20 protein-coding genes are annotated in these 23,783 nt (G+C 74.4%); 13 read left to right on the top strand and 7 right to left on the bottom strand.

The features are described from left to right. Nucleotides 1-6 precede the first annotated feature (6 nt). The 6 genes from asnB to EES41_RS40810 all read left to right on the top strand — a co-directional run bounded on the left by asnB (nucleotide 7) and on the right by EES41_RS40810 (nucleotide 7,621). Nucleotides 7-1,842, top strand: coding sequence for an asparagine synthase (glutamine-hydrolyzing) (gene asnB, locus EES41_RS40835; protein WP_037796764.1), 1,836 nt, complete (start codon nucleotides 7-9; stop codon nucleotides 1,840-1,842). Then, nucleotides 1,839-2,900, top strand: coding sequence for a PrpF domain-containing protein (locus EES41_RS40830; protein WP_123083595.1), 1,062 nt, complete (start codon nucleotides 1,839-1,841; stop codon nucleotides 2,898-2,900). The genes asnB and EES41_RS40830 overlap by 4 nt, the downstream gene beginning before the upstream one ends. Next, the gene (locus EES41_RS40825) at nucleotides 2,897-4,000 is read left to right on the top strand and encodes an acyl-CoA dehydrogenase family protein (RefSeq protein ID WP_123083564.1); all 1,104 of its coding nucleotides are present in this window, start codon (nucleotides 2,897-2,899) and stop codon (nucleotides 3,998-4,000) included. The genes EES41_RS40830 and EES41_RS40825 overlap by 4 nt, the downstream gene beginning before the upstream one ends. Further along, entirely contained in the window at nucleotides 3,988-5,412 is a 1,425-nt protein-coding gene (locus tag EES41_RS40820) for a dihydroorotase family protein (protein WP_123083563.1), read from the top strand. Before EES41_RS40825 ends, EES41_RS40820 begins: the two co-directional genes overlap by 13 nt. A gap of 3 nt (nucleotides 5,413-5,415) precedes the next feature. Continuing rightward, complete coding sequence (locus EES41_RS40815; RefSeq protein WP_123083562.1) at nucleotides 5,416-7,242, top strand: NAD(P)H-dependent oxidoreductase; 1,827 nt, start codon at nucleotides 5,416-5,418, stop codon at nucleotides 7,240-7,242. Nucleotides 7,243-7,312: 70 nt separating this feature from the next. Continuing rightward, on the top strand, nucleotides 7,313-7,621 hold the full coding sequence (locus tag EES41_RS40810; RefSeq protein WP_123083561.1) for a hypothetical protein: 309 nt from the start codon (nucleotides 7,313-7,315) through the stop codon (nucleotides 7,619-7,621). Nucleotides 7,622-7,759: 138 nt separating this feature from the next. Here EES41_RS40810 and EES41_RS40805 read toward each other — a convergent pair whose 3' ends face one another. After that, nucleotides 7,760-8,200 (bottom strand): enediyne antibiotic chromoprotein, encoded by a 441-nt coding sequence (locus tag EES41_RS40805; protein ID WP_123083560.1) that lies wholly within the window; start codon nucleotides 8,198-8,200, stop codon nucleotides 7,760-7,762. A 275-nt stretch (nucleotides 8,201-8,475) separates the two neighbouring features. On the opposite strand from EES41_RS40805, the gene EES41_RS40800 reads away from it, so the two are divergent. The 4 genes from EES41_RS40800 (at nucleotide 8,476) to EES41_RS40785 (ending at nucleotide 12,213) form a co-directional block, all read left to right on the top strand. Beyond that, on the top strand, nucleotides 8,476-8,661 hold the full coding sequence (locus EES41_RS40800) for a hypothetical protein (RefSeq protein WP_037796758.1): 186 nt from the start codon (nucleotides 8,476-8,478) through the stop codon (nucleotides 8,659-8,661). Nucleotides 8,662-8,816: 155 nt separating this feature from the next. After that, entirely contained in the window at nucleotides 8,817-9,806 is a 990-nt protein-coding gene (locus EES41_RS40795; RefSeq protein ID WP_123083559.1) for a ribonucleotide-diphosphate reductase subunit beta, read from the top strand. Between the two features lie 5 nt (nucleotides 9,807-9,811). Next, a complete protein-coding gene (locus EES41_RS40790; RefSeq protein ID WP_073776279.1) occupies nucleotides 9,812-11,161 on the top strand; it encodes an MFS transporter in 1,350 nt (449 codons plus the stop codon). Then, nucleotides 11,158-12,213: a hypothetical protein gene (locus EES41_RS40785; RefSeq protein ID WP_037796754.1), complete on the top strand. Its 1,056-nt coding sequence runs from the start codon at nucleotides 11,158-11,160 to the stop codon at nucleotides 12,211-12,213. Before EES41_RS40790 ends, EES41_RS40785 begins: the two co-directional genes overlap by 4 nt. On the opposite strand, the gene EES41_RS40780 is transcribed toward EES41_RS40785, so the two are convergent. The 6 genes from EES41_RS40780 to EES41_RS40755 are packed head-to-tail and all read right to left on the bottom strand — an operon-like array spanning nucleotide 12,210 to nucleotide 19,248. Further along, nucleotides 12,210-13,004 (bottom strand): glycosyltransferase family A protein, encoded by a 795-nt coding sequence (locus tag EES41_RS40780; RefSeq protein WP_123083558.1) that lies wholly within the window; start codon nucleotides 13,002-13,004, stop codon nucleotides 12,210-12,212. The two genes, EES41_RS40785 and EES41_RS40780, sit on opposite strands and share 4 nt — an antisense overlap. Before the next feature lie 20 nt (nucleotides 13,005-13,024). Next, nucleotides 13,025-14,170, bottom strand: a complete 1,146-nt coding sequence (locus EES41_RS40775) for a beta-ketoacyl synthase N-terminal-like domain-containing protein (protein WP_123083557.1) — start codon at nucleotides 14,168-14,170, stop codon at nucleotides 13,025-13,027. Further along, on the bottom strand, nucleotides 14,167-15,537 hold the full coding sequence (locus EES41_RS40770) for a class I adenylate-forming enzyme family protein (RefSeq protein ID WP_073797101.1): 1,371 nt from the start codon (nucleotides 15,535-15,537) through the stop codon (nucleotides 14,167-14,169). Before EES41_RS40770 ends, EES41_RS40775 begins: the two co-directional genes overlap by 4 nt. Next, nucleotides 15,534-17,291: a thiamine pyrophosphate-binding protein gene (locus EES41_RS40765; RefSeq protein WP_123083556.1), complete on the bottom strand. Its 1,758-nt coding sequence runs from the start codon at nucleotides 17,289-17,291 to the stop codon at nucleotides 15,534-15,536. Before EES41_RS40765 ends, EES41_RS40770 begins: the two co-directional genes overlap by 4 nt. A gap of 35 nt (nucleotides 17,292-17,326) precedes the next feature. Continuing rightward, complete coding sequence (locus tag EES41_RS40760; protein ID WP_123083555.1) at nucleotides 17,327-17,983, bottom strand: hypothetical protein; 657 nt, start codon at nucleotides 17,981-17,983, stop codon at nucleotides 17,327-17,329. Continuing rightward, the gene (locus tag EES41_RS40755; protein ID WP_073797099.1) at nucleotides 17,980-19,248 is read right to left on the bottom strand and encodes an aldehyde dehydrogenase family protein; all 1,269 of its coding nucleotides are present in this window, start codon (nucleotides 19,246-19,248) and stop codon (nucleotides 17,980-17,982) included. The genes EES41_RS40760 and EES41_RS40755 overlap by 4 nt, the downstream gene beginning before the upstream one ends. A 229-nt stretch (nucleotides 19,249-19,477) precedes the next feature. Here EES41_RS40755 and EES41_RS40750 point away from each other — a divergent pair, with 229 nt between their 5' ends. The 3 genes from EES41_RS40750 to EES41_RS40740 all read left to right on the top strand — a co-directional run bounded on the left by EES41_RS40750 (nucleotide 19,478) and on the right by EES41_RS40740 (nucleotide 23,758). Then, nucleotides 19,478-21,619, top strand: coding sequence for an HAD-IIIC family phosphatase (locus EES41_RS40750; protein ID WP_123083554.1), 2,142 nt, complete (start codon nucleotides 19,478-19,480; stop codon nucleotides 21,617-21,619). A 74-nt stretch (nucleotides 21,620-21,693) separates the two neighbouring features. Continuing rightward, nucleotides 21,694-22,671 carry a UDP-glucuronic acid decarboxylase family protein gene (locus EES41_RS40745; RefSeq protein WP_123083553.1) on the top strand — a complete coding sequence of 326 codons (978 nt, stop codon included), beginning with the start codon at nucleotides 21,694-21,696 and terminating at the stop codon, nucleotides 22,669-22,671. Between the two features lie 163 nt (nucleotides 22,672-22,834). Beyond that, nucleotides 22,835-23,758 carry a GNAT family N-acetyltransferase gene (locus EES41_RS40740; protein ID WP_123083552.1) on the top strand — a complete coding sequence of 308 codons (924 nt, stop codon included), beginning with the start codon at nucleotides 22,835-22,837 and terminating at the stop codon, nucleotides 23,756-23,758. Nucleotides 23,759-23,783 lie beyond the last annotated feature (25 nt).

Raw genomic sequence — 23,783 nt, 5'->3', positions numbered from 1 at the left:
GCAGACATGTGCCGGATCTACGGCTACTTCAACGCGGTCGCCTCACCGCACGAGATGCGCACCGTGGCGGCCCTCCAGCACCACGGCGGCCCCGACGCAACCGGCATCCACCAGGCGGACGGCTGGGGGCTGGGCAACAACCGGCTCGCCGTCGTCGACCTTGACGGCGGCCGGCAGCCCTACGGCGAGGGCGGCCTGCTCCGGGTCGTCTTCAACGGCGAGATCTACAACCACGGGGCGCTGCGCCACCGCCTCGAAGCCCTCGGGCACACCTTCGACGACCACTGCGACGGCAACGTCATCCCGGCCCTGTACCTGGAGTACGGGGACGACTTCACCGAGCACCTCGACGGGATGTACTCGATCGCGCTGGTCGACCTGCGCGGGGAGCGGCCGCGGCTGCTGCTGGCCACCGACGGGATCGGCATGAAGCCGCTCTACTACCGGTGGGACGCGGCGGCCCGCTCGCTGCACTTCTCCTCCGAGATCCCGGCCCTGTTCGGCTTCGGCGGTGCCGTGGCGCGGGTGCGGGAGACGGCGCTCGACGCCTACCTGGCCACGCGGACGCCGTTCGGCGGGCAGACGATGTTCGAGGACGTCGAGGTGATGGCGCCGGCGACGACCCTGGTGTGCGTCCTGGGCGGTGTCCCGCGCAGCCGCCGCCGGCCCGTGGCGGACGTGCAGCGGCCGGGCCCCGGTGACGGGGCGGCGACCGCGGTGCGGGTCCGGCGCGCGCTGCGCGAGGAGGTCGGGCGGCTGCTGGTCGCCGACGTGCCCGTCGCGCTGATCACCTCCGGCGGGCTCGATTCCAGTCTGGTGACCGCGCTGGCGGCCGAGCACGGCCCGGTGCACTCCTTCAACATCGCCTACAAGGGCGACTGGCCCTTCGACGAACGGCATTTCGCCCGGCAGGCCGCCGAGCGCGCGCGGGCCGCGTACCACCAGGTGGAGATCGACCCGGCGGACTTCCCGGCGCTGCTGGAGCGGACCGTGTGGCATCTGGGCCAGCCCAACGCCGATCCCATCGCGCTCAGTACGTACGCCCTGTTCCAGGCGGTCCGCGCGGCCGGGTTCACCGTCGCGCTGACCGGTGACGCCGCCGACGAGGTGTTCGGCGGGTACGAGCGGATGCGGCACGCGGCGGAGACGGCCGCGGCCGGCGGCGACTGGGCGGCCGGCTACCTCGACGCGCTGTCGGCCGTCCCGGCCGCCGTGCGCCGGTCCCTGTACACCGACGACTTCCGCGACGCGCTGCGCGGGATCCCGGCGCTGCCGGCCGATGCGGAGCACGATCTGCGCCGCGGGCCGGGCACGGTGCTGGAGCGCGTCACCCGTTTCGAGCTGGGGTACCGGCTGCCCGCCTACCACCTGCGCCGGGTCGACCACTTGAGCATGGCCGGGTCGATCGAGGTGCGGCTGCCGTTCTGCCAGAGCTCCGTGGTGGACCTCGGCCGGTCGCTGCCCGACCGGCTGCGGCTGTATGACGGGCAGGTCAAGCGGACCCTGTACGCGGCGGCCGCGGGCCTGCTGCCCGACAGCGTGCTCACCCGTCCCAAGCAGCCGTTCACCCTTCCGATCACCGCGATGCTGCGCCCCGGGGCGCCGATGTGGTCCTACGCGCGGGACCTGCTCACCCCCGCCCGGCTCGACGCGGACGGCCGGCTCGACGCCGCCGCCGTCCAGGCGCTGTTCGCGGCCCAGGCCGAACGGCCCGGCGACGCCACGGCGCTGGCCCTGTGGTCGCTGCTCACGCACGAGGTGTGGCGCGAGCAGTTCCGGCCGGGCCTCGCCGGCGCGACGCCGTCGGCGGCCGCGCCGGCACCGGTGGCGGTGGCGGTGTGATCGGGCACCTGGCCTACGCCGCGGGCAGTCCCTGCCCGACGTTCGTCCTCGACGCGGGCCGACTGCCGCGCGAGGAGACGGCCCTGCTCGACCACCTGACCGAGGCCCGCCGCTATCTGGCGTCGGCCGGTGGCGCGCACGTCCTGAAGATCGCGCTGGTGGAGCCGTCGGCGCACCCGATGTTCGATCTCGACTACCGGTTCGTGCAGGCGCTGCCGGGTGCGCCCGACCGGTTCGACCTGCGGGGCTCCTGCGGCCACTCGATCCTGTCGGCGGTCGTCGCCGCGGCCCGGTCCGGGATGCTGGAGCGGCTCGTGCCGGGCGTACGGATCCGCGTGCACGTCCTGAACAACGGCGACGGCGTGGTCTGCGAGGTCGACCGGGTCGAGCGCGGCGAGGTCCGCTTCACGGTCACCTTCGTCCAGCCCCGGCCGGTGCCGTTCGCGCGGCTGCTGCCCACGGGTGCGCCGCGTACCGTGCTCGACGTGGCCGGGGAGCGCCACGAGGTGTCGATGGTGGCGAGCGCCAACACGTACGCCTTCCTCGACGCGCGGACCCTCGGTGTCCCGGACACCGCCGCCCTGTTCGGCGCCGGGAAGGATCTGCTGGCCCGTCTGGAGCTGATCCGCGGCGCCGCCGCCGGGCTGCTGGGGTGGCGTCCCGACGGGGCCTTCCCCAAGATCGCCGCGATCCTTCCGGGAGCGGACGGCGCCATCTCCGCGCGTGCGGTGACCGTGCCGGGCTGGCATCCGACGATCGCGCTGACCGGGGCCGTGTGCCTGGGTACGGCCGTGCGCGTGCCGGGGACGGTGCCCTGGCGCATCGCCCGTGAACTGGGCGCCGGGGATGGCCTGGTGGACATCGAGACCAGTGGCGCCCGCACGGCGGTCGCCGCCGTCACCGCGGTGCCCGGCGGGAGCGGGGAGGACGGCGAGCTGCTGTGGGCGAGCGTCGCGCACAAGCGCGTCACCTTCCTGGGCTCCTTCGTCCTGACACCCCTGAGTCATCTGCAATTCGAGGAGGTCGCCCAATGCCTGGCGCTGTCGGGAGCCGCATGAGGCCCCAGCTGGGACCCGAGCTGCGCGAGCGGCTGCACGCGTCCGCTCAGCGGGCCGCGACGGCCGGTGAGCCGGACCGTGAGGTGCTGTCGGCGCTGCGCGCCAGCGGGCTGCTGGCCACCGCCGTGCCCCGTGACCACGGGGGCGCGGGCGGCGACGCCGCCGACGTCAACCGGGTCGTCGCCGAGATCGCGGCCGCCAATCCGTCGGTGGCGATCATCGCGTTCCAGCACTTCGCGGTGAGCGCCCGGATCGCCGAGTGGGGTAGCGCGGAGCAGAAGGCGCGGCTGCTGCCGGGCCTGGCGGACGGCAGTGTGCTGGCCGCCTCGTCGTGGAGCGAGAACGGCGCCGGCGCGGCGAAGCAGAACCTGTCCAGTACGGGCGTGCGCCGCCCGGAGGGCGGCTGGGTGCTGAGCGGCGCCAAGACGTTCACGACGGGCGCCGCGGTCGCCGACCTGTACCTGGTGCTGGTGCGGACCGGTGCGGACGGGAGCGGCGGGGAGGCCGCGTACGGGGCCGCCGGGCAGACGTTCTTCCTGGTCGGGGCCGACAATCCCGGTCTCGTCCCGGACCTGGGCCTGGACCTGGCCGGGATGCGGGGCTCGGCGACGGGGCTGGTCACGCTCGACGGCTGTGTGGTGGCCGACGCGGACCGGCTCGGCCCCGAGGGGTATGCGGCCTCGATCATCGCGGGCGTCCGCGAGAGCGGGGCCTCGCTCGGCGCGGTCTCGGTCGGCATCGCCGAGGCGGCCTTCGACCTCGCCGTCTCGCACGCGCGCGGCCGCGGGCTGCTGGCCCTGCCGACGGTGCGCCACCGGCTCGTCGGTCTGGCGACCCGGCTGGAGGCGGCGCGCGCGACGGTGGAGCGGGCCGGCGCCCGCACCGCTCCCGATCCGGGGCTGGCCACCCTGCACAGCAAACTGCACGCCACCGCCGCCGCCGAGGAGATCTGCCTCGATGTCGCGCGGATGCTCGGCTCGACCGGGTACGGGGCGGGCGGCGGCGCGGACCGGCTGCTGGCGGACGCCCGCGGGGTGGGCCTGATGGGGCCGACCAACGACCTCTGCCGGGAGCTGGTGGCGCTGTCATGGACCGACTGAGCCCCGCCGCCGGATCGCCGGCCGCCGAACTCGTCGTCAGCGGCCGTCGGCTGGTGACGCCGGGGGGCGTGCGCCCCGGGCACCTGCTGATCCGGGGCGGCCGGATCACGGCGGTCGCGGACACCGACACGGCGCCCGCCGGAGCCGAGCGGATCGACGCGGGCGACCACTACGTCCTGCCCGGTCTCATCGACTCCCACGTGCACTTCCGCACCCCGGGCCTGACGTACAAGGAGGACTGGGAGCACGGCAGCCGCGCCGCCGTCCGTGGCGGGGTCACCACGGTGATGGACATGCCGAACACGGTGCCGCCGACGCTGACCGCCGAGGCGGTGCTGGCCAAGCGCGCCCTGGTGGCGGGCCATTCGCTCGTGGACCACGGCTTCCACATCGGCCTGGACCCGGACCGCCCCGAGCTCCTGGCGGACCTGGACCCGGCCGTCGCCACCAGCGCCAAGATCTTCATGGCGGGCCACCACACCGCGCCCACCGTGGTGCGCGAGCCCGCCCAGCTGGAGAAGGCCTTCGCCGCCGCCGCCGAGGGCGGTGTCCAGCTGGTCCTGCACGCCGAGGACGACGGGCTGTTCGCGCTGCTCGACGCCTGGTGGGGGGAGCCCGGCAGCTATCTGGAGTACGAGGCGCGCCGCCCGCGCACCGGGGGCATCGTGGCCGTCGCGAAGGTCATCGAGCTGGTGCGGCGGTACGGCACCCGGGCGCACATCCTGCACCTGTCCAGCGCGGAGGAGGCCGACCTGGTGTGCGCGGCCGGGGCCGCGGGGCTCCCGGTCACCTTCGAAGTCACCGGTCACCACCTGTCGTTCACCGACGAGGACACCCGGCGCCTGGGCGCCCGGACCCGGCTGTCGCCCTCGATCCGCGCCCGCGGCGACCAGGACCGGCTGTGGCAGGCGGTGTGGGCGGGCCAGGCCACCACGGTGGGCAGCGACCACGCCCCGCACACCGTCGCGGAGAAGACCCGGACACCCGCCCAGTCGCCGCCCGGGCTGCCCGGCGTCCAGGAGCTGGCCGTGGCCGTGTGGACCGGCATGCGCCGGCGCCGGCCGCAGGAGGACCCGGACACGGCGATCGCCCGCCTGGCGCACCACCTGGCCGCGGCGCCGGCGGCGCTGTTCCGGCTGCCCGGCAAGGGGCGTCTGGAGGCGGGCGCCGACGCCGATCTCGTCCTCTTCGCGCCCGACGAGCCCTGGATGTTCTCCGCGCACGACGTGGAGAGCAAGTGCGGCTGGTCCGCGTACGAGGGCTGGACGTTCACCGGCCGCGTCGAGCGCACGCTGCGCGCCGGCCGCACGGTGTGGAACCGGGCCGACGGGTCCTTCGGCAGGTACGACGGGCGCCCGCTGGGGGCCGCTGAAACGAACTACACGGCCGGTCCGGCCGGACAGGAGGTCTGATCCATGGTGAAACGACAGTCCGTGATGGTGGCGGGCGGCGGGATCGGCGGCCTGGCGACGGCCGCGGCCCTGGCGGGCCGCGGGTTCGACGTGACCGTAGTCGAACGGGCGAGCCGAATCGACTCCGGCGGCTCCGGCCTGGTGCTCTACCCAAACGGGGTGCGCGCCGCCGACGCGCTCGGAGGCAACATCGGCGCCCGCGTCCGTGCCGCAGGGCACGTCACCACCGCCGACGAGGTGCGGGTGCTGATGGACGCTTACGGCGCGGTCCTCGCCGAGGAAGCGATCGGTGCCGTCGGCCGGGAACAGGGCGCCCCGCAGATCCCCGTACTGCGCCGGCACCTGCACCGGGCGTTGCTCGACGAGGCGGTCACCGCCGGGGCGGCCGTACGCCTGGCCACCACCGTCGAGGACTACACCGCCCACGAGAACCACGTGGCCGTCCACCTCTCCGACGGCACCACGGCTGTCTGCGACGCCCTGGTCGGCGCCGACGGCATCAACTCGGCGGTGCGCCGACGCATGCTCGGGGACGGGCCGCCGCAGTACCGCGGCTACACCTCCGTGCGCGGCCGGACGTCCGGATCCGTCCTGGGGCAGCGCAGCCACGTGGTCAGCGGGCGCGGCATCCAGCTGTTCATCGCACCGGTCGGCGGAGACACGCTGTACTGGACCGCGAAGATCACTTCGCCGCCCGGGGTGTGGCCCGCCATGAGCCCCGCGGCCGCCCAACGCGCCCTGACCGAGTCTCTGGAGGGCTGGTACCCGCCGGTCGTCGCCCTCATCCGGGACGCCGACTCCGCCGACATCGTCGTCACTGACATCCACGACCGCGATCCGGTCGCCCGCTGGATCGACGGCCGGGTCGTCCTGCTCGGCGACGCCGCGCACCCGATGGTCCCGGCGCTCGGCCAGGGAGCCAACATGGCGCTGGAGGACGCGGCCGTGCTCGCGGAGGCCATGTCCGTCGAGGAGGACATCCCGGCCGCGTTCTCCGCGTACGTCCGCGAACGCATGGAACGCACGGCCGCGATCGTGCTCCAGTCGCGTCTCCAGGGATCCCTCGATCAGGGGGCGGGCAAAGCGGCCGAATCGGAACGCAACGCCCGGATGAAGGCCGCCGGACGCAAGGACGCGGGGGCCGGTGAGCTGGCCGCCCTGATCGGATGGCGGCCGCGGCACGAACGTCACCCGCTGCCCGGGACCGGAACAGCACATCACACTAAGGAGGCTGGCAGAGCCATGCAGGGCCCACACATCGTCCTGGTCAGTGGGTCGCTCCGCAACGGGTCGACATCCGACCAGGTTGCCGACTGGTGCGCGCGCGAGTGCACCGAACAGGGTGCGACCGTGCGCGTCTTCACCGGCGCGGAGATCGACTTCCCTGCGTACCGGCCGGGCCTGAGGGCGACGCACGAAGGCGTCGCGAACTTCCTGGACGAACTGCGCCGGGCCGACGGTGTCGTCCTGGTGTCCCCGACCTACCACGCCACCGTCTCGGGGCTGTTGAAGAACGCCTTGGATTTCGTCAACGACATCGAAGGGCCCGTCCCCTACCTGGAAGGCCGCGCCATCGGAACCGTCGCCGTCGGCGCGGCTGCCCAGGGCGCGGTTTCCACCCTGACCACGCTGCGCACCATCAGCCATGCGCTGCGCGGCTGGCCGACGCCGGTGGGGGCGGCGGTGGCCCAGGTTCCGGCGTCGCCGGCCGCAGGGGAACCGCTGTCGGCCGACGGCGAGCGGCTCGTGGAGGTCGTATCGCAGGTGATGTGGCTGGCCGGTGCACGAGCCGCCACCGGACGGCCGGCTCTCATGGGCGCGGCAGCCTGAACACCGTCCGCGAGCCCAGACGAACCACCGGAGCCTCGGTGAGCAACGCACCAGGAAAGAGAGAACACACATGTCGCAGTCCCACGAAGCCTTCCACGGGGAGCCCGGCCTTCTCGGTCCCGTGTGGCGTGACGCCAACGTCCGCTCCGGGCCGTCCCTGGACAGCCCTGTGGTGCGACTGCTTCTACCGGACACCACCGTCGCGTACGAGGCCGAGGGGTGGTCGCTGGGCGACGAGGTCGTCGAGGGAGAGCACACGGATGGTGTGATCACCAGCTCCGTGTGGTTCCGCTTGGCCATCGGAGGTTGGTCCAGTGCCGTCAACTTCGAGCCCCCGGCCGTAGCCGAGGTACTGGCGCGCTCCCGCGCAGACGTCTAAAGCCCGGGACACGGCGACGGTCCGGCCCCGACCCCCGCGAGGAGGGCCCGGGCCGGACCGTCGTCACACCGTCCGGGCGGTGTGCCGTGCTGGTGGTGTCCCGCTCCTGATGGTGTGCCCAGGTCAGCGGGAAACCGCTTAGCTGAAGGTGATCTGACGGCCGCCGCCCACACCGGCGTCGTCGCCCATGCCGACCTGGCAGGCGGAGACCTTGCAGTCGACCGTGCCGGCGGGGGTGCCCTGGGCGCCCTCGACGGCCGCGAAGGAGGAGTGGACCGTGATCTGTGTGGTCAGCTTGCCCTGTGCGTCCGCGGCGATGTTCACGACGCTGGTCGGGTCACAGCCGTACGTCCCCGACGTCACGAGCTCACACTGAGCCACGTGGTAAACGGCCCCCGGGGTCAGCCCGGTGCCGGTCACCGTCACGGTGGCGCCGTCGGACAGGCCCGTGGCGGGCGTCACCGTGACGACCGGCGAGGCGGCCATGGCCGCGGGCTGGAAGGCCACGGCCATGCCGGTGGCGATCGCCGCCGTGGCGCCGACGCGAGCGATGAGACCGAGCTTGTTCTTGACAGTCATGCAGATGCTCCAGATACCCAATGGGAACAGGCTGTTCCTGTTCCGTATTGCCGAAATCAAAGTTAGCGATCATGGAAGCGTTTCGGCATCTCCCAAGTTGCTCCACGCAACTGACTCATATCAGCCGTCCCGCTGACCGATTCCAGGCCAGGTAAGAGCAGTTCAGAAGATGCGCGGGGGTCCGCCCCTTGAAACGATCCGTGCAGGCGGAGGTACGTACGGACCCCCGCGAACCTGAGCGGGCATCGCCCGCCCGACGAGAAAGGAGTGCTGGAATGGCTACCGCACTCAGCACGGAGATCCAGCAGCGCATCGTCGCGGAGACCGGCTCCGCCGCTCCGAGCACCGACGACGCCGTGGCGTTCGAGGCCTGGCTGGACGGCGTCCAGGAGTCCCACTCGGACCTCTTCGCCGGTGTCGCCACCGAGATCGAGTCGCTCATGGGCAACAAGATGGCGTGAGTCTGTCGACTCACGTGTGATCCGGTCGGCCGACGCGCGGGGGTGCTTTCCCGCGGGTCGGCCGACGGTCGTCAGGGGAAACCCCGTCATGTGCGGGGGACACGCGGGGGCCGCGCCCCCGCGGCAGGACGCGTACGAGGGGAAGGAACCGGCCGTTGCGCTGGACCACGCTGCTGTTCGACGAGGCGGACCTGGACGAACTCTCGCGCTTGGACGCGGACGCCCTGCTCGGCGCCGCCGGCGACACGCTGGAGCGGCGCTTCGACCCCCGTGACCTCTACCGGCGCTGGGAGCGCCAGCACTGGCTGGCCTCCGACATCGGCCTCGAACGCGACCGCAAGCACTGGGACACCCTGCTGAGCCCGGGTGCCCGGGACAACCTCGCGTACTTCATCAAGAGCTTCCTGGTCGGGGAGTACACCGGACTCGACCTGATGAGCCCGATCCTGGCCGCCTGCCCCGACGAGGAGTACCTCGTCTACCTGGGGACGCAGGCCGCCGACGAGTCCCGGCACACGGTGTTCGTCAGCCAGGTCGCCGAGCAGGTCCTCGGGATGGACGCGTCGCTGCGCCGGCAGGTCATCGAGTCCTGGTCCGTCCTCACCCCCGCCCACCGGGCCGTGCACTCCCTGGAGAACGCGCTGCTGCGCGATCTCGCCGAATCCCCGCACGACTACGCGCAGTGGCTGCGCGCCGTCACGTTCTTCCACCTCGTCACCGAGGGCGTCCTCGCCCTTCACGGGCAGCGGGGCCTGGTCCGCGGCCTGCAGCGCGTCCCCCTGCTGCCCGGTCTGCGCGCGGGCTTCACCGCCATGACGCGCGACGAGTCGCGGCACGTCAGCTTCGGCCTGCACGCGCTGCGCCGCGGTGCCCGCGAAGGCTTCTCCGAGGCCGTCCACGACATGATCGAGACCGGGATGCCGCTCGCCGCCGTCGTCGGCGTCGCCCCCGTCGGTCCCGGCGCCGCGCCCGGGCGGGCCGCTGCCTCGGCCCGGTCCGCGAACGACCTGCTGGCCACGATCGCGGTGCGATTGCGCCAGCTCGATCTCCCACGCGACTTCGCCGAGCACGTACTCGGCAGGTGCAGGACGGCCCAGGAGGCCGTCCTGCACGTATCCACAGCGGCCACCGCCCAGGACAGGTAGGGGACATGGCGAACGAGACGGACAACAGCACGGCCACGCGCGGGGCCGGCGGGAAGTTCGCGGGTCTCCTGCGCAAACCCGCGGCCCTGCGCCTGGTCGGCTCGCTCTTCATCCTGGAGCTGGGTTCCGCGATGACGACGGTCGGCCTGCCGCTGCTGGTGATGCAGCGGTACGGACTCGGCCTGGAGGTCGGATTCACCCTGGCCGCCCGGTTCCTGCCGAACATCCTGCTGGGCGCCCTCGCCGGGCAGATCGTCGACCGTTACGACCCGCGCCGCGTGGCGATGTTCGCCGCGCTCGGCAGCGGCCTGGTCGTGGCGCTCTTCCCGCTGACCACCGCGATGTGGCAGATCCAGCTGCTGGCCCTCGCCATCGGCGTCGGCTACATGTTCAGTTTCCCCGCCACGATGGCGCTGCGCCCCCAGGTGATCCCCGAGGGCAGCGAACTGGAGGGCAACGGGCTGATCGTGACGGCCGAGCGCGTCCCGAAGCTCATCGGCCCGGCCCTCGCCGGGCCGATCGCGGCGGGCCTCGGCATCGGATGGCTCTTCTGCGCGGAGGCGGCCACCGCCGTCGCCGCGGCCGCCCTCCTGCTGCGCCTCCCACTGCTCGAACGGCCCGCCGCCGAGGCGCCGTCCGCGCCCGCCGCGCCCGCGGCCGGCGCCGGCCGCTCCGGCCCGGCCGGGCTGCGCTGGGTCGCCGCCTGGGCCCGCGCGCTGGCGGGGGGCGCCCGGGAGCTGGTGCACATGGTCAAGGACGACGGGCGGCTGTCCTCGCTGACCATCACCGCGTTCACGTACATGGTCGCGCTGGGCCTGGGCCGTACCTTCCTCGCGGCGTACTCGCTGGAGGAGTTCGAGGGCGTCCCGGCCATGCTGGGCTACCTGCTCGCCGCGATGGGACTCGGCGGCGCCTGCGGGGCGCTGCTCACGGCCCGCCTGCGCGGCTGGAACCAGGGCTGGGTGTACATCCTCGGCAACGCCCTCGAAGGCGTCTGCTGGATCGCCCTGATCTGGACCGGCAGCTGGGTCGTCGCGCTCGCCCTGCTCTTCGTCGCCGGCGTGTTCGAGTCGATCGCCTCGGTCGTGTACTTCGCGGAGGTGCAAAAGCGCCTCCCGACGCAGCTCACCGGCAAGTACTACGCCACGCTCGTCCCGCTCTCCGACGTCTTCCTCGTCGGGGGCACGGTGGCCGGCGGCCTGCTCGTCGGCGTGGCCGGGATCGGCTGGTCCGCCGCCCTCGTCGGCCTGGCGATGGCCGTGCCCGTGCTGCTGCTGGTCTCCCGGCTGGTCCCCGAGAAGCGGCTGCCCGCCGCTTCGGCCGCCCCCGCGGTCGCCGGCGGGGTGCTCTCGTGACACTCGCCCCCGCGACCCCGTTCCCCTACCTCGGCAAGGAGCTCGACGCCGTCGAGGACGTCAAGCACCCGCGCCTGTCCTGCTGGGTGCACTGCCTGCGCGACGCCCTGTACGCCACGGGTTTCCGCGACACGGCGCGGGCGCTGGCCCAGCCGGTGAACTTCGTCGTCGAACGCACCCCGGAGGGTGAGCTGCTCACCCTTTACGGGGGTCTGGACACCGATTACCACGCCCCGCGCTTCCAGCGGGGCGTCACCGCCCGCTGGGAGACCTCGCCGGACGATCCGGACCGGCCCGGCGCGGCGCTGGACCTCGTACGCCGCGAACTCGCCCGCGGCCATGCGGTGCCCGTCTCACCGCGGCTGGAGGGGATGCGCCACTCCGAGTTCTACCGCGTCCCCTTCTTCGGCTACCCGCACACCTTCCTCGTGCACCGGCTGGAGCCCGGCGTCGCGTACGTCGCCGACCGCAACACCCGCAAGTCCGCCGCCTTCGAGGACAACCGGGGCACCGTCCCGGCCGAGGAACTGCGCGCCGGCATGGCCGGGGCCCCGGTGCTGGTCTGGGACGCGCACGAGCCGCGCGCCGACTGGGAGAGCGAGCTCGGGCTGCTTCTGGACCGTTCCGTACGCCAGATGACCGAGCCCGGCGCGCCGCAGGCGGGACTCGCGGGGCTGCGGGCCCTGCCCGGGGTGCTCGATGAGCTCTCCGGTCTCCCGGGGCGTCGCAGGCTGCTCCAGATGCGGGTGTCGGGCCCGCTGCAGCGGCAGGTCTCGGGTGACCGGCACGTGCTCGCCCGGGTGCTGGCCGGGGACCGGCTGCTGCGCTCCGGCGGCCCGCGCACGGCGGCGCTGGCGGCGGAGACGGCCGTGCTGCTCCAGGCCTCCTCCGACGCGGTGCTCGACCTCGCCCGCGCCGTGTTCCTGCTCGGGGCCTCGTGGAGCGCCGAGACGCTGGAACTGTGCCGGCGGCGCGTCCGCGAGCTGTACGACGCGGACGCGCGCGCGGTGGAGGGCCTGGCGGGTCTGCGCCGGGGCGGGTCCGCGTTCTAGGCGAGGGCCGCCGCGTTGGAGAAGCCGCCCATGTAGTAGTCGACCGTGGCCCGCCCGGTGCACACGGACGGGACGCCCAGTTCCAGCAGCCGCTGGCAGAAGGCCATGTCCTCGGTGGTCTCCAGCACCCGCTGCCACAGCGTGAACTCGGTGGGGAACGGGATCCGGGCGTGCGTCTCGCGGCGCACCATCAGCTCGTTGGTGTCGACCCGGCTCAGCAGTTTCCCGTCGACGACGCGCATCACGTCGCGCACCACGTCCGACCCGGGCACGAACACGCCCTGGGCGCGCAGCGCCTCGTACGAGGGCGCCCGCCGCGCCGGAATCGGGTGCCAGGGGTCCTCGCCGTCGGGCACGAACGGGCCGCCGTCGGGGTTGCGCAGCCGGCGCCAGCTGTACGCGACGCCCGCCTCCGGTGCGGCCTCCAGGGCGTCCACCAGGCTGCGCAGGTGGTCGGGGTGATAGGCGTTGTCGTCGTCGAGGTGGGCGATGTACGCGCCGCGGGCCCGGGAGATCCCGAGGTTGCGCAGGTAGGACAGGCGGGCGGGCAGGTAGGGGGCGGGGATGGCGGGGTGGTCCTCGGGCGCCACGTGCGCGAACTCGGCGTGCGGGAACCGTTCGGCGAGCTCGCGCCGGTTGGTCTCCTCGGCCAGGAACGGGCAGTCGTCGCCGACGACGACGTGTTGGACGCGCACGCCCTCGGAGCGGGCCACCGAGGTCAGGGCCCGCTCGACCAGGGCCCGGGGGCGGCCCTTGGTCAGGGTGACGACGGTGACCAGGGGATCGGACATGGGGACTCCTTGTGGGCTGCTCAGCGGCCGGCGGCCGACAGGACGAGGGAGGCGTTGTTGCCGCTGAAGCCGAAGCTGTTGACCAGCACGTGCTCCGCGCGGACCGCCGCGGTGGACTCCCGTACGGTCACGACGCCGTCGGGGACCTCCAGGGGGGCGCGCAGACCGGGTGTGCCGGGCAGCCGCGCCTCGCGCAGGAAGCCGACGGCCGCCACCAGGGCGGGGAAGGCGGAGGCGTGCAGCAGGTGTCCGACGGCGCCCTTGTGGGAGCTGACGGGCACCGGGTGCGGGCCGAGTTCGCGGGCCAGCTCCCCGACGGCCTCGACCTCGGCGGCGTCGCCCTGGGCGGTGCCGGTGGCGTGGGCGTGGACGTAGTCGACGCGCCCGACGCCGGCGTCCTCCAGCGCGCCGCGCATGGCCGCCCGGATCGCGGCCGGCTCGGAGGCGACCGCCTGGGTGCTGTCGACCAGGCAGGCGGCTCCGGACAGCCAGGCCTTGGGGCGGTGGCCGCGGCGGTTCGCCCGGGCCGCGGTCTCCAGGACGAAGGCGCCGCCGCCCTCGCCGACGGTGATGCCGTCGCGGGTGGTGTCGAAGGGCCGGGCCCCGCCGGGGCTCAGGGTCCTGACGACGTCCATGCTGGCGTACTCGTACGGGTTGAGGGCGCTGGCGCCGACCACCAGCGCGGTGTCGCCGAGTCCGGACAGCAGCCAGTCCCGGGCGAAGGACGCGGCGAAGGCGGCGGAGGCGCAGGCGTGCGAGAGGTGGACGACGGCCGCCTGGTCGGGTGAGCTTCCCAGCGCGGCGAGGAGGGCGGCCGGGTCGGGCCCGGTGAACTCGCGGGCGGTGCCGTCGGCGGTGCCGGGGGCCTGGGAGACGAGGACGACGAGGGCGCCGGCCGGCAGTCCGGGCAGGGCGGCCGCGCGCAGCGCCTGGGCGGCGGCCGCCAGGGCCATCGCGTGCTTGCGCCGGCCCGGGGTGGTGCGGTCCGGGGCGGCGGGGAACGCCGAGGGGGGTACCGCGGCCACCGTGCGGCTGCGGAAATCGCCCTCGAAGGCGGTGAGTTCGCCGAAGGCCCGCTCGCCGCGGAGCAGGCCGCCCCAGAAGGCGTGCGGCCCGCTGCCCAGCGCGGTGATCAGGCCGGTGCCGGCCAGTGCCACGGCGTTCATGCGGCCTGCTCCCCCGCCGCCCAGGCCCGCAGCCGGACCCGGTCGTGCTTGCCGCTGCCGGTGCGCGGCAGCTCGGTGACGACGCGGACCGCGCGGGGCCGTACGTGCGGGGGCAGGCTGCGGCGGCACGCGGCGGCGACCCGGCCGGCCACCGCCGCCCGGTCGCCGTCCTCGCTCTCCACGAACGCCCATACGGTGTCGCCGCGATCGCCCCGGCGGATCCCGATGACCGCGGCGTCGACGACGCCGGCCGCGGCCCGTACGGCGTCCTCGACGACGGTGGGCGCCACCGTTTCCCCGTGCACGACGAGGACCTCCTTGATCCGGCCGGTGATACCGAGCACCCCGTCGGGCGAGACGGATCCGGTGTCGCCGGTGCGCAGCCAGCCGTCCTCGGTGAAGGCGGCCCGGGACAGGGCGCCGGAGGCCGGGTCGAGGTAGCCGAGCATCAGGGCGGGGCTGTCGATCTGGATCTCCCCGGCGGCGCCGGCCCGGCGGGCGCGGACGCCGTCCAGGAGCCGGCCGACCGTGCCCGGGTGCAGGTCGCCGGGGGCGTTCAGGGCGACGTTGGGGCCGGCTTCGCTCAGCCCGTAGCCGTCGTGCAGCGGCGCGCCGACGGCGGCGCGGAAGTCCTCGTACAGGGCGGGTGTCAGCACGTCGCCGCCGCAGCCGCGGATGCGCAGTTCGCGCAGCAGGCGGGCGGCCTCCGGGTCCTTGGCGGCCTCGGAGGCGAGCATCCGGTACATGGTGGGCACGCCGTCCAGCGAGGTGATCCGCTCGCGGGCCAGGAGCGTGAGGACGCGCCGCTGGTGGAAGCCGGATTCGGCGAACAGGTGTGCGCCGGTGGCGCGCCAGACCTGGAGGACGCTGAACCCGTAGGCGTGGCGCAGCGGCAGCGGGAGCAGCAGTCCGTCGGCGGCCGTGACCGCCATCCGGTCGGCGGTGGCCGTGCCCTGGTGGGCGAGGGCGGCGTGGGGGGCGGCGACGGCCTTGGGGTCGCCGGAGCTGCCGGAGGTCCAGAAGACGGCCGCGGTCCGGTCGGGGAGTTCCAGGGCGCCCTGCAGCGGGCCGGGCCCGACCACGGGCTCGCCGTCGCCTGCGGCGCGCACGACGGCGGCGGGTGCGATCCGGCGGACCGGCGCGGAGCCGTCGAGGAGCAGCGGGGCGCCGGTCTCGGCGGCGGCGAGCGCGGTGACGACCGCGGTCAGCGGGTGGTCGCAGGCCAGGGAGACGCCGCGGCCGGGGCGCGCCCCGGCCGTGTCGAGCGCGCGGGCGGTACGGGCGACCAGGCGGGCCAGCCGCGCGGGGTCGATGTGCTCGCCGTCGACGGTCAGCCGGGGCAGGGCGTGCGGTGCGGGCCCGCTCATGCCGCCGCCCCCTGGATGTCGCCGTGGGCGGTGGGGCTGCCGCCGAACAGGCCGCGCACGCCGACCGGGACGTCGTCGTCGCGGACGGGGACGGTGATCACGGCGGTGCGGCCCTCGGCGGTGACCTTGGCCGCCGTCTCCAGGGCGGCGGCGAGTTCGCCCTCGGTGGCGCAGCGGGCGGTCCAGCCGCCGCCGGCGCGGACGGCGGCCTCCGAGTGGGAGGGGGCGGTGAAGCGGGTCAGCGTGTCGGGTGCCCCCTCGTCGCCGCGGACGAAGCGCGGCCAGCCGTAACCGCCGTTGTCCAGGACCAGGGCGGTGATGCCGGCCCCGTGTTCGGCGGCCGTGGGCAGGGCGGCCAGGCTCATCTCGAAGGCGCCGTCGCCGCAGACGAGGACGGTGCGGCGGGTGGGGTCGGCCAGCGCGGCGCCGAGTGCGGCGGGCAGGCCGAAGCCGACCATGGTCTGCTCGCCGGGGGTGATGACGCGGGCCCGGTCGCTGACGGAGACGACCGGGTAGTGGTAGCCCCACATGTCGTGCAGGCCGTTCTCCTGGACGAGGGTGGCCTCGCGCGTGACGGACTCCTGGAGCAGGCGCAGCGCGGCCGGGGCGGTGAGCGGGGTGCCGGGGCCGCCGGGGCCGGGGCGGCTGCCGCCGGGTGCTTCGGAGCCGGCCGTCGTGCCGTACCGGGCGTGCAGGGCGGCCCGTACGGCGGCCACTTCGGCGCGGCGCCGGGCGCCTTCCTCCGTGGCGGCCGGCGGGGCCGCGGCCAGCGCGTCGGCGAGCTGGTCCGCCACGACGGCGGCGTCGCCGAGCAGCGCGACCTCGGGCTCCACAGCGGTCAGGAAGACGTCGGGGTCGATGTCGACGTGGATGAGCCGCTTGTCCTGGAGGCTGTCCCAGCCCATCCGGGCGGTCTCCTCCAGCCGGGAGCCCACCACCAGCACCACGTCCGCCTCGGCGAGGAGGGTGTCGGCGGGCGGTGTGGCGTAGAGGCCCACCAGCCCGCAGGCCAGGGGGTGTTCCTCGTCGAGGGTGCCGCGTCCGGCAGCGGTGGTGAACACCGGGGCGGCGAGCGTCTCGGCGAGCCGGCGTACGGCGGCGCCGGCGCCCGCCGGCTTGCAGCCGCCGCCCGCGACGACGAGCGGCAGCCGCGCGGTGGTGAGCAGCGCGACCGCGCGGTCCACGTCCTCGGCGGCCGCGCCGCCGCGGGTGCGGCGCACCGGGAGGGCGGGCGCCGTCTCGGGCGCCGGGGCGCGCAGCACCTCGTCGGCGATCTCCACCAGCACCACGCCGGGGCTGCCGTTGACGGCGAGGTGGACCGCCCGGCGCAGCGCCCAGGTCAGCTGGAGCGGGCTCTCCACCAGGAAGGTCCACTTGGCGAGCGGGCCGATGACGGCGGCTTGGTCGGTGTACTGGAAGCCGCCGCGGCCGATCCCGGCGACCGGCACCCGGGTGGTGACGACGACGACCGGGGCGCCAAGCGAGGAGGCCTCCAGCAGTCCGGTCAGGGTGTTGGTGAAACTGGGGCCGGAGTTGACGGCGAGCACCGCGGGGCGGCCGGTGACCGCCGCGTGGCCGATCGCGGCGCAGGCGCCGACGCGCTGGTCACGGACGCCGACGACCCGCAGTCCCGGGTGACCCCCGGCCGCGTCCATCAATCCGGGCTCGTCGGAGGGCAGGCCGAAGACGCTGTCGCACCCCGCGTCGGCGAGGGTGGCGGCGACGAGGTTCCAGGGGTGGTTCTCGGTGGTCACGGCTGCTCCAAGGCGGGTTCGTCGGAGGAAAGGGGTCAGGCGGCGCGGCCGGTGCGCGCGGGGAGGCGGTCCGCCCGGGCCCGCAGGTACTCCCGCACGATCGCGCTGCGCTCCCAGGTGGCGTCGTCCAGCCACGCGGGCCGGTCCATCACGGCGCGGGACGGCTCCGCCCCGGCCGGCCGCAGCCGGGTGGCCACGGCCGTGAAGGCGCCGGTGTCCGCGCGGCGCAGCACCTCGCAGACGTAGACGGTGCCCGCCCGTCCCGACGCGACGAGGCCGGTGGCGAGCCGCAGGGCGGCGCCGCCGTCCCCGGCCGGGTCGCCGAGCGCGTAGCCAGGGCCCCGCCAGCCGGTGGCGGCGATGAACCGCTGGAGGAGCCCGGAGGGTTCGAGGGCGACGGAGTCGGAGGGCCGCAGCCGCCGGTCCGGGTCGGCGCAGCGGGCGGCGAACTGGTCGGCGGCGTACACGCAGTAGTCGGTGGCGACGAGGATCACCGGCGCGTCGGGCACGTCGGCGGTGTAGTGGTCGGACAGCGCACCGCACACCGCGTCGACGGCCTCGGGGTCGGCGACCAGGCGGCGGGCTCCGGTGGCGGGGCGGGCCGGGGGGTCGCCGGCGGCCCGGCCCCGGATCGCCGGGGGGTCGAGCGCGACGCGCCCGCGGACGGCGGGAGGGTCAAGTACGAGGGTCACGAGCGGGCCCGGCGGCCGGCTTCGGCGGAGAGCAGCAGCGGCCGGGCGGTGACGGCGCCGCCGCGGCGGACGTGCCCGGCCCGGAGGCCGTAGCCGCCGAACGGCCGGTTGCCGTCCTCCACGTCGAAGGTGACGCGACCGTCGCAGACCACGCTGGTGCCGATGCGCGGGCCGCGCAGTCCGGGCTCGCCGAACACCTGGACGTACATGCCGCGCTCGGTCTCCTCGGGGGACCGCAGCCACTGCTCGATCCGGCGCGGGTCGTCGTACTCCATCGTCAGCACGACCGGGGAGAAGAACTCCGGCGGGTGGAAGCCGGGGCGCCACGGCAGGGTGAGCAGGGAGGGTTCCACGATGTTGCGGGCGAGGTCGGCGCGGCCGCCGCGGACGACGAACTCCTGGTGGCCGGCGAGGAACTCGGCCGCGCCCTCCACCGCGTCGGGGTAGACCAGCGGGGCGACGAGCGTGTCGGCCTCGCGCCGGTCGCCGACGCGGACGGCGGACAGGGCGTCGGCCAGGCGGGTGGTGAGCTCGCGGGCGACCGAGCGGTGTACGAAGACGATGTCGGTGCACAGGCAGTCCTGGCCCGAGTTGTAGAGGCGGGCGGCGAGCACGCTGCGGCAGGCCGTGTCGAGGTCCGCCTCGGGGCCCACGACCAGCGGGTTGGGGCCGGAGCCGAAGCCGAGGAACAGGGCGTCGTGCGGGATCCGCGCGGCCACCGTCCCGGCGTTGTCGGGCTGGCCGGTGAAGACGACGGCGTCGGAGTGCGCGCACGCGTCGAGGAACTCCCGCTGCGAGACGGGCGCCATCTCGAAGCGGCCGCCCACCGCCGCGCGCACGCGCGGCCCGATGATGTCGTGTACGGCCATGGCGGCGGGAGCCACGCGGGCCGAGGGGCGCAGCCGCACCTCGTCGGTGTAGAGCGAGGGGATGACGCCGAAGAGTACGTAGGAGTAGAGCAGGTTGTTCGACGGCAGGAAGGTGGCCAGCCGGCCGAGCTTTCCGGGGGAATTGCGCAGCAGTTCCCAGGGGGCGCCGGACAGGGCGCGCAGCGAACGGAAGAATTCGTCGACGGCGGCCTGCCGGGTGGCGACCCGGGTGAGCACGGAAAGCAATTCCTCCCGGTTCTCCAGAAGGGTTTCCACGAGGGCGGGGACGATGCGCTCCACCTCGGCGGGAACCAATCCCTCCGGGTGCGCCGGCGCCGTCGCGCCACCCTCGGCGAATACGGTCTCCGGCTCCACATCGATGACGGCGCTGTGCATGCGTGTACCCCCTTGCCCGTGCCCGTGACCTCGGGCCCAGGCAGGAGCCTGCCCTGGTGGCGGGCACCGGCGCATCTCACGGCGTGCTCTCTTCGCACGCCTTCGGGCGCCTTCGAGCCGATTCAGCATTCTCGGAGAATCTCCGCGGCGCGGCGACCCGTAGCATCCGGGACTACGTCTGCGGCACATCAGACCGATGCGCCGCCCGCCAAGGAGATGAGGAGATGCCGTGACGCCGGATGAATTCCGTTTCAGCGCATTCCTCTCCACGGTCGATCTGGAATCCGGAATCCTGCTCGCCAATGGCCCGCGCATGCAGCGCCTGGTGCTGGATTCCGCGTGGGCGCGGCCCGTGCGCGCGCTCCTGGGAACCTCTTTCACGGCCGCCGGGTTCGGCGCCCTGGCCCCGGACCCGGACGCCGCCGCGGACGTGCTGCGCGCGCTGCGCGACCGCGACCTGGTGGTGCGCGAGGGGACCGACGAGGAGGGCGGCCTGCGGGCGCTGCTCGCGGACCGGCCCGAGGCGGCGGGGCACGGAGCGGCCGGAACGGCGCGGGGCTCCTGGCCCACGACCCGGTACGGGCTGCCGCAGCACCTGTCCACCGCGCGGCCGCGGCCCGGCTCGTCCGGCGCCGCCGAGCCGCTGACGTACCTCCTGCTGGGCGGGTGCGTCACCCAGTTCACCGAGGAGCCGCTGGTCTCGCTGGGCCGGGAGCAGGGGCTCGACGTGCGGACCGAGCACCTCTGGCCGGGCTCCACCCGGGACATGTCCCGCGCGGTCGCGCGGGTGCGGCCCGACGTGACGGTCTACCAGGCCGGCGTCCAGCCCTTCCTGTCGGCCCTGTGGGACGGCGCGCACACCCAGGACTCCGAGGAGCGCGGGCGCACCCTGTCGCTGATGAAGAGCGCCCTGTCGATCAACATCACGGCCCTTGCCGACGCCCTCGACGGCAGGCTGGGCCTGGTCCACAACTTCGGGCCGCCGGCCCTGTCCCCGTTCGGACGCTTCGACTTCGCCGAGGAGTACGGCTTCCGGCGCGTCGTGGCGGAGCTCAACGCCCACGTGGACCACTGTGTACGGCGCCACCCGAACCTGATGGTGGTCGACGAGGAGCGGCTGGTGGCCCGGTACGGCGCCGCGACCCTCTTCGACGACCTCGTCTTCCCGTTCGGCCACCACGGCGGCTCACTGGACCCGGCCGACGAGCGTCCGCACCAGCTGCCCGCCCTCGGGGAGGCCCTGGCCGGCGAGTACCTGGCCTGCCACCGCGCGCACCGCGCCGCCGGCCAGATCAAGCTGGTCGTCACCGACCTCGACGGGACCCTGTGGCCCGGCATCGCCGCCGACGACGGCTTCGACTGGCTCGACGGAGACGCCACCAGCCGCTGGGTCCACGCGGGGCTGCACCAGGCGCTCTCCGTACTCGCCTCGCGCGGCGTGCTGCTCGCGACCTCCAGCAAGGGCGACGCCGAGGCGACGCTCGGCGCCTGGAAGGGCCACGGTGGCAGCGGCCGGCCGCTGCTGGGCCCCGACGACTTCGTGCTGCACAGCATCAACTGGCGTCCCAAATCGGCCGGCATCGCCGAGCTGTGCACCCGGCTGGGTTTCGCGCCCGAGCAGGTCCTGTTCCTCGACGACAACCCGGTGGAGCGGGCCGAGGTCGCCTCGGCGCTGCCCGGGCTGCGCATCGCCGAGGGGCCGGTGCACACCTTCCGCGAGCAGCTGCTTTCCAGCCCGGCCCTGGAATCGGGCCGGCGCACCCGGGAGGCGGCGCAGCGCACCCACACCACCCGGGCCATGCTGCGGCGCCAGGAGCTGGGCGCCACCATGGACCGCGAGGAGTTCCTGCGCTCCCTCGGGATCGGCCTGCGCGTGGCGCGGGCCGGCGAGGAGCACCTGGCCCGCGCGAGCGAACTGTTCAACCGGACCAACCAGTTCACCACGACGGCCTGGCGCACCACGCCCGAGGAGTTGCGGCGGCTGCTCGCGGCGCCGGACACCCGGTTGCACCTGGCCTTCGTCTCCGACCGGTTCGCCGACTACGGCCTGACCGGTGCCTGCCTGGTCCAGGGACGCACCGTGACGGCCTTCGTCCTCAGCTGCCGTGTGATCGGCCTCGACATCGCCGTGCCGTTCCTGGCCGCGGCGCTGCGCGACGGGGCGCTCCAGGACGGCCCGGACGGCCCCGGTCTCGCCGGGGTGCGCGGCCGTTTCGTACCCACCGACCGCAACACCCCGGCCCGGGAGCTGTTCCCGGACGCCGGTTTCGATCCGGGCGCGGACGGCGCGCCGGGCGAGTACGTCCTGACCGCCGGGAGCCGGCTCCCGGACCTGGCGGGCCTGCCCGTCGCGGTCACCTCGGGGCCCTAGTACAGGGCGCCCGGGAGCCGGGACCCGAGACAGCAGAACCGGATCGAACGATCCACACAAGAGGGGGAATCAACGTGCGAGCAGTGGTCACAGGCGGCGCCGGTTTCGTGGGATCGCACCTGTGCGAGCGGCTCCTGGCCGAGGGACAGGAGGTCGTCTGCGTGGACAACCTCTCCACCGGGCGGGCCGAGAACATCACCCACCTGCTGGACCACCCTGGATTCCGTTTCCTGCTCCTGGACGTCACCGAGGGCCTCGACGTGCCCGGCCGGGTCGACGCGGTCTACCACCTGGCGTCGCCCGCCTCTCCCGCCGACTACCTCCGGCTCCCGCTCGAAACCCTGCTCGTCGGCTCGTACGGCACCCGCAACGCGCTCGAACTCGCCCGGCGCCACGACGCGGGCTTCCTGCTGACCTCGACCTCCGAGGTGTACGGCAGCCCGGAAGTGCACCCCCAGCCCGAGAGCTACTGGGGCAACGTCAACCCGATCGGGCCGCGGTCCGTGTACGACGAGGCCAAGCGCTTCGGCGAGGCCATCACCATGGCCTACCGCCGCACCCACGGGGTGCGCACGACCATCGTGCGCCTCTTCAACACGTACGGTCCGCGGCTGCGGAGCGACGACGGCCGGGCGGTGCCCGCGTTCATCACCCAGGCCCTCGCGGGCCGGGCCCTGACGGTCACGGGCGACGGAAGCCAGACCCGTTCGCTGTGCTACGTCGACGACACGGTCGACGGCATCGTGCGGGCGCTGGCCTCGGGCCACTCCGGGCCGCTGAACCTCGGCAACCCCGTCGAGGTGACGATGCGCGAGCTCGCCCTGACCGTGCGCGGCCTGTGCGGGTCGAGCAGCGAACTCACCCTGATCCCGAGGCCGCAGGACGACCCGCAGCTGCGCCGGCCGGACATCACGGCCGCGGTGCGGGAGCTGGGCTGGGAGCCGCGCACCGCCTTGGACGAGGGCCTGCGGCGCACGATCGCCCACTTCCGGGAGGGCGCCTGCACCGGCCTGCCCGTACACCACGAGGAGGCCGCGCCGGCCCTGGCCTGACCGTCCGCGGGCCGCGCCCGACCGCGCACCGCCCGCACCGCCTCACAGCTCAACCCGGCTCACAGCTCAACCCGGCTCAGCTCACGCAGAGACCGACGGACCGGCGCCGCCGACCCGGCGCCGGCCCAGGACCCGACGCACCTGAAAGGGGGCACGAACAACGATGAACCTGCCCGACCACCTCACGCTGAAGAACCCCGCCGACGTCCCGCTGGACAGCCTGATCCGGTTCGTCCGCACCTACGAGGAGAACATCACCGGCGCGTCCACCTACAGCCGCGAGGACATCCTGCAGGAGACCGGGATACCCGGCTACCGGGACAACAGCTGGTGCCTGACGGACGCCGCCGACGAGGTGGTGGCCTGGGCCGCGCTGACGGTGCGGGGCGGCGACACGGTCGACGCCGCGCTCACGGCGCTGCCCGGCGAGCACGGCGAGGCCGCCGCCCGCTGCCTCCTGCACCGCCTGCTGAACCGGGCCGGTGAACTCGGGGAGGAGCAGGACACCCACTACGGCGTCAGTGTCCGCGGCGTGCTCAGCGGGGACACCGTGGTCCCGCGGGTCCTGGAGCGGGGCGGTTTCGTGCGCGGGGTGACGCTCGGCCAGTACTCCGTCGACCTGACGGAGCCGCCGCTGCCTCCCGCGCTGCCCGAGAACGGGCTGGTCCGGCCGGTCTCGTCGGACGCGGACGTGGAGGCCGTCCACGGCCTGCACCTGCGCAACCTCTCGAAGGGCCCCAAGACCCACAGCCCGGAGCTCTTCCGTACGCTGCTGAACCGCCTGCGCGCGGCCGGCGGCGTCGCCCTGGTGCTGGAAGTGGCCGGCCGGCCGGCCGGATACGTCCTCGCCCAGGCGGGCGACGGAGAGGGACGCGTCGTCGAGCTCGCGGTCGCTCCGGCGTCCCGGGGCCTGGGCATCGGGCTCGCCCTGACCACCGCGGCCCTCGCGGACCTGCGCGCCCTCGGCGCCGCCCGGGCCTGGATCACCATGGACACGGCGGAACTCCGCGACCAAGAGGGCCTGCACCGCGTCCTCGCCATCCAGGGCGAACGCGCGCTCACGCACTACGTCAAGCAGACCGCATGACACGAGCGGACCGCTGACAGGGGGC

This window comes from Streptomyces sp. ADI95-16 (genome assembly GCF_003721495.1).
In the GTDB taxonomy this organism is placed as follows: Bacteria; Actinomycetota; Actinomycetes; order Streptomycetales; family Streptomycetaceae; genus Streptomyces; species Streptomyces goshikiensis.
Note: the sequence above shows the minus strand (reverse complement) of the source record. Positions and strands in the feature narration are given on the sequence as shown.

Excerpts from the sequence above, each read along its gene's own strand:
- asnB (WP_037796764.1), top strand. The coding sequence starts at position 7 with ATGTGCCGGATCTACGGCTACTTCAACGCGGTCGCCTCACCGCACGAG.
- EES41_RS40825 (WP_123083564.1), top strand. The coding sequence starts at position 2,897 with ATGAGGCCCCAGCTGGGACCCGAGCTGCGCGAGCGGCTGCACGCGTCC.
- EES41_RS40820 (WP_123083563.1), top strand. The coding sequence starts at position 3,988 with ATGGACCGACTGAGCCCCGCCGCCGGATCGCCGGCCGCCGAACTCGTC.
- EES41_RS40815 (WP_123083562.1), top strand. The coding sequence starts at position 5,416 with ATGGTGAAACGACAGTCCGTGATGGTGGCGGGCGGCGGGATCGGCGGC.
- EES41_RS40810 (WP_123083561.1), top strand. The coding sequence starts at position 7,313 with ATGTCGCAGTCCCACGAAGCCTTCCACGGGGAGCCCGGCCTTCTCGGT.
- EES41_RS40805 (WP_123083560.1), bottom strand. The coding sequence starts at position 8,200 with ATGACTGTCAAGAACAAGCTCGGTCTCATCGCTCGCGTCGGCGCCACG.
- EES41_RS40800 (WP_037796758.1), top strand. The coding sequence starts at position 8,476 with ATGGCTACCGCACTCAGCACGGAGATCCAGCAGCGCATCGTCGCGGAG.
- EES41_RS40790 (WP_073776279.1), top strand. The coding sequence starts at position 9,812 with ATGGCGAACGAGACGGACAACAGCACGGCCACGCGCGGGGCCGGCGGG.
- EES41_RS40780 (WP_123083558.1), bottom strand. The coding sequence starts at position 13,004 with ATGTCCGATCCCCTGGTCACCGTCGTCACCCTGACCAAGGGCCGCCCC.
- EES41_RS40775 (WP_123083557.1), bottom strand. The coding sequence starts at position 14,170 with ATGAACGCCGTGGCACTGGCCGGCACCGGCCTGATCACCGCGCTGGGC.
- EES41_RS40770 (WP_073797101.1), bottom strand. The coding sequence starts at position 15,537 with ATGAGCGGGCCCGCACCGCACGCCCTGCCCCGGCTGACCGTCGACGGC.
- EES41_RS40755 (WP_073797099.1), bottom strand. The coding sequence starts at position 19,248 with ATGCACAGCGCCGTCATCGATGTGGAGCCGGAGACCGTATTCGCCGAG.
- EES41_RS40740 (WP_123083552.1), top strand. The coding sequence starts at position 22,835 with ATGAACCTGCCCGACCACCTCACGCTGAAGAACCCCGCCGACGTCCCG.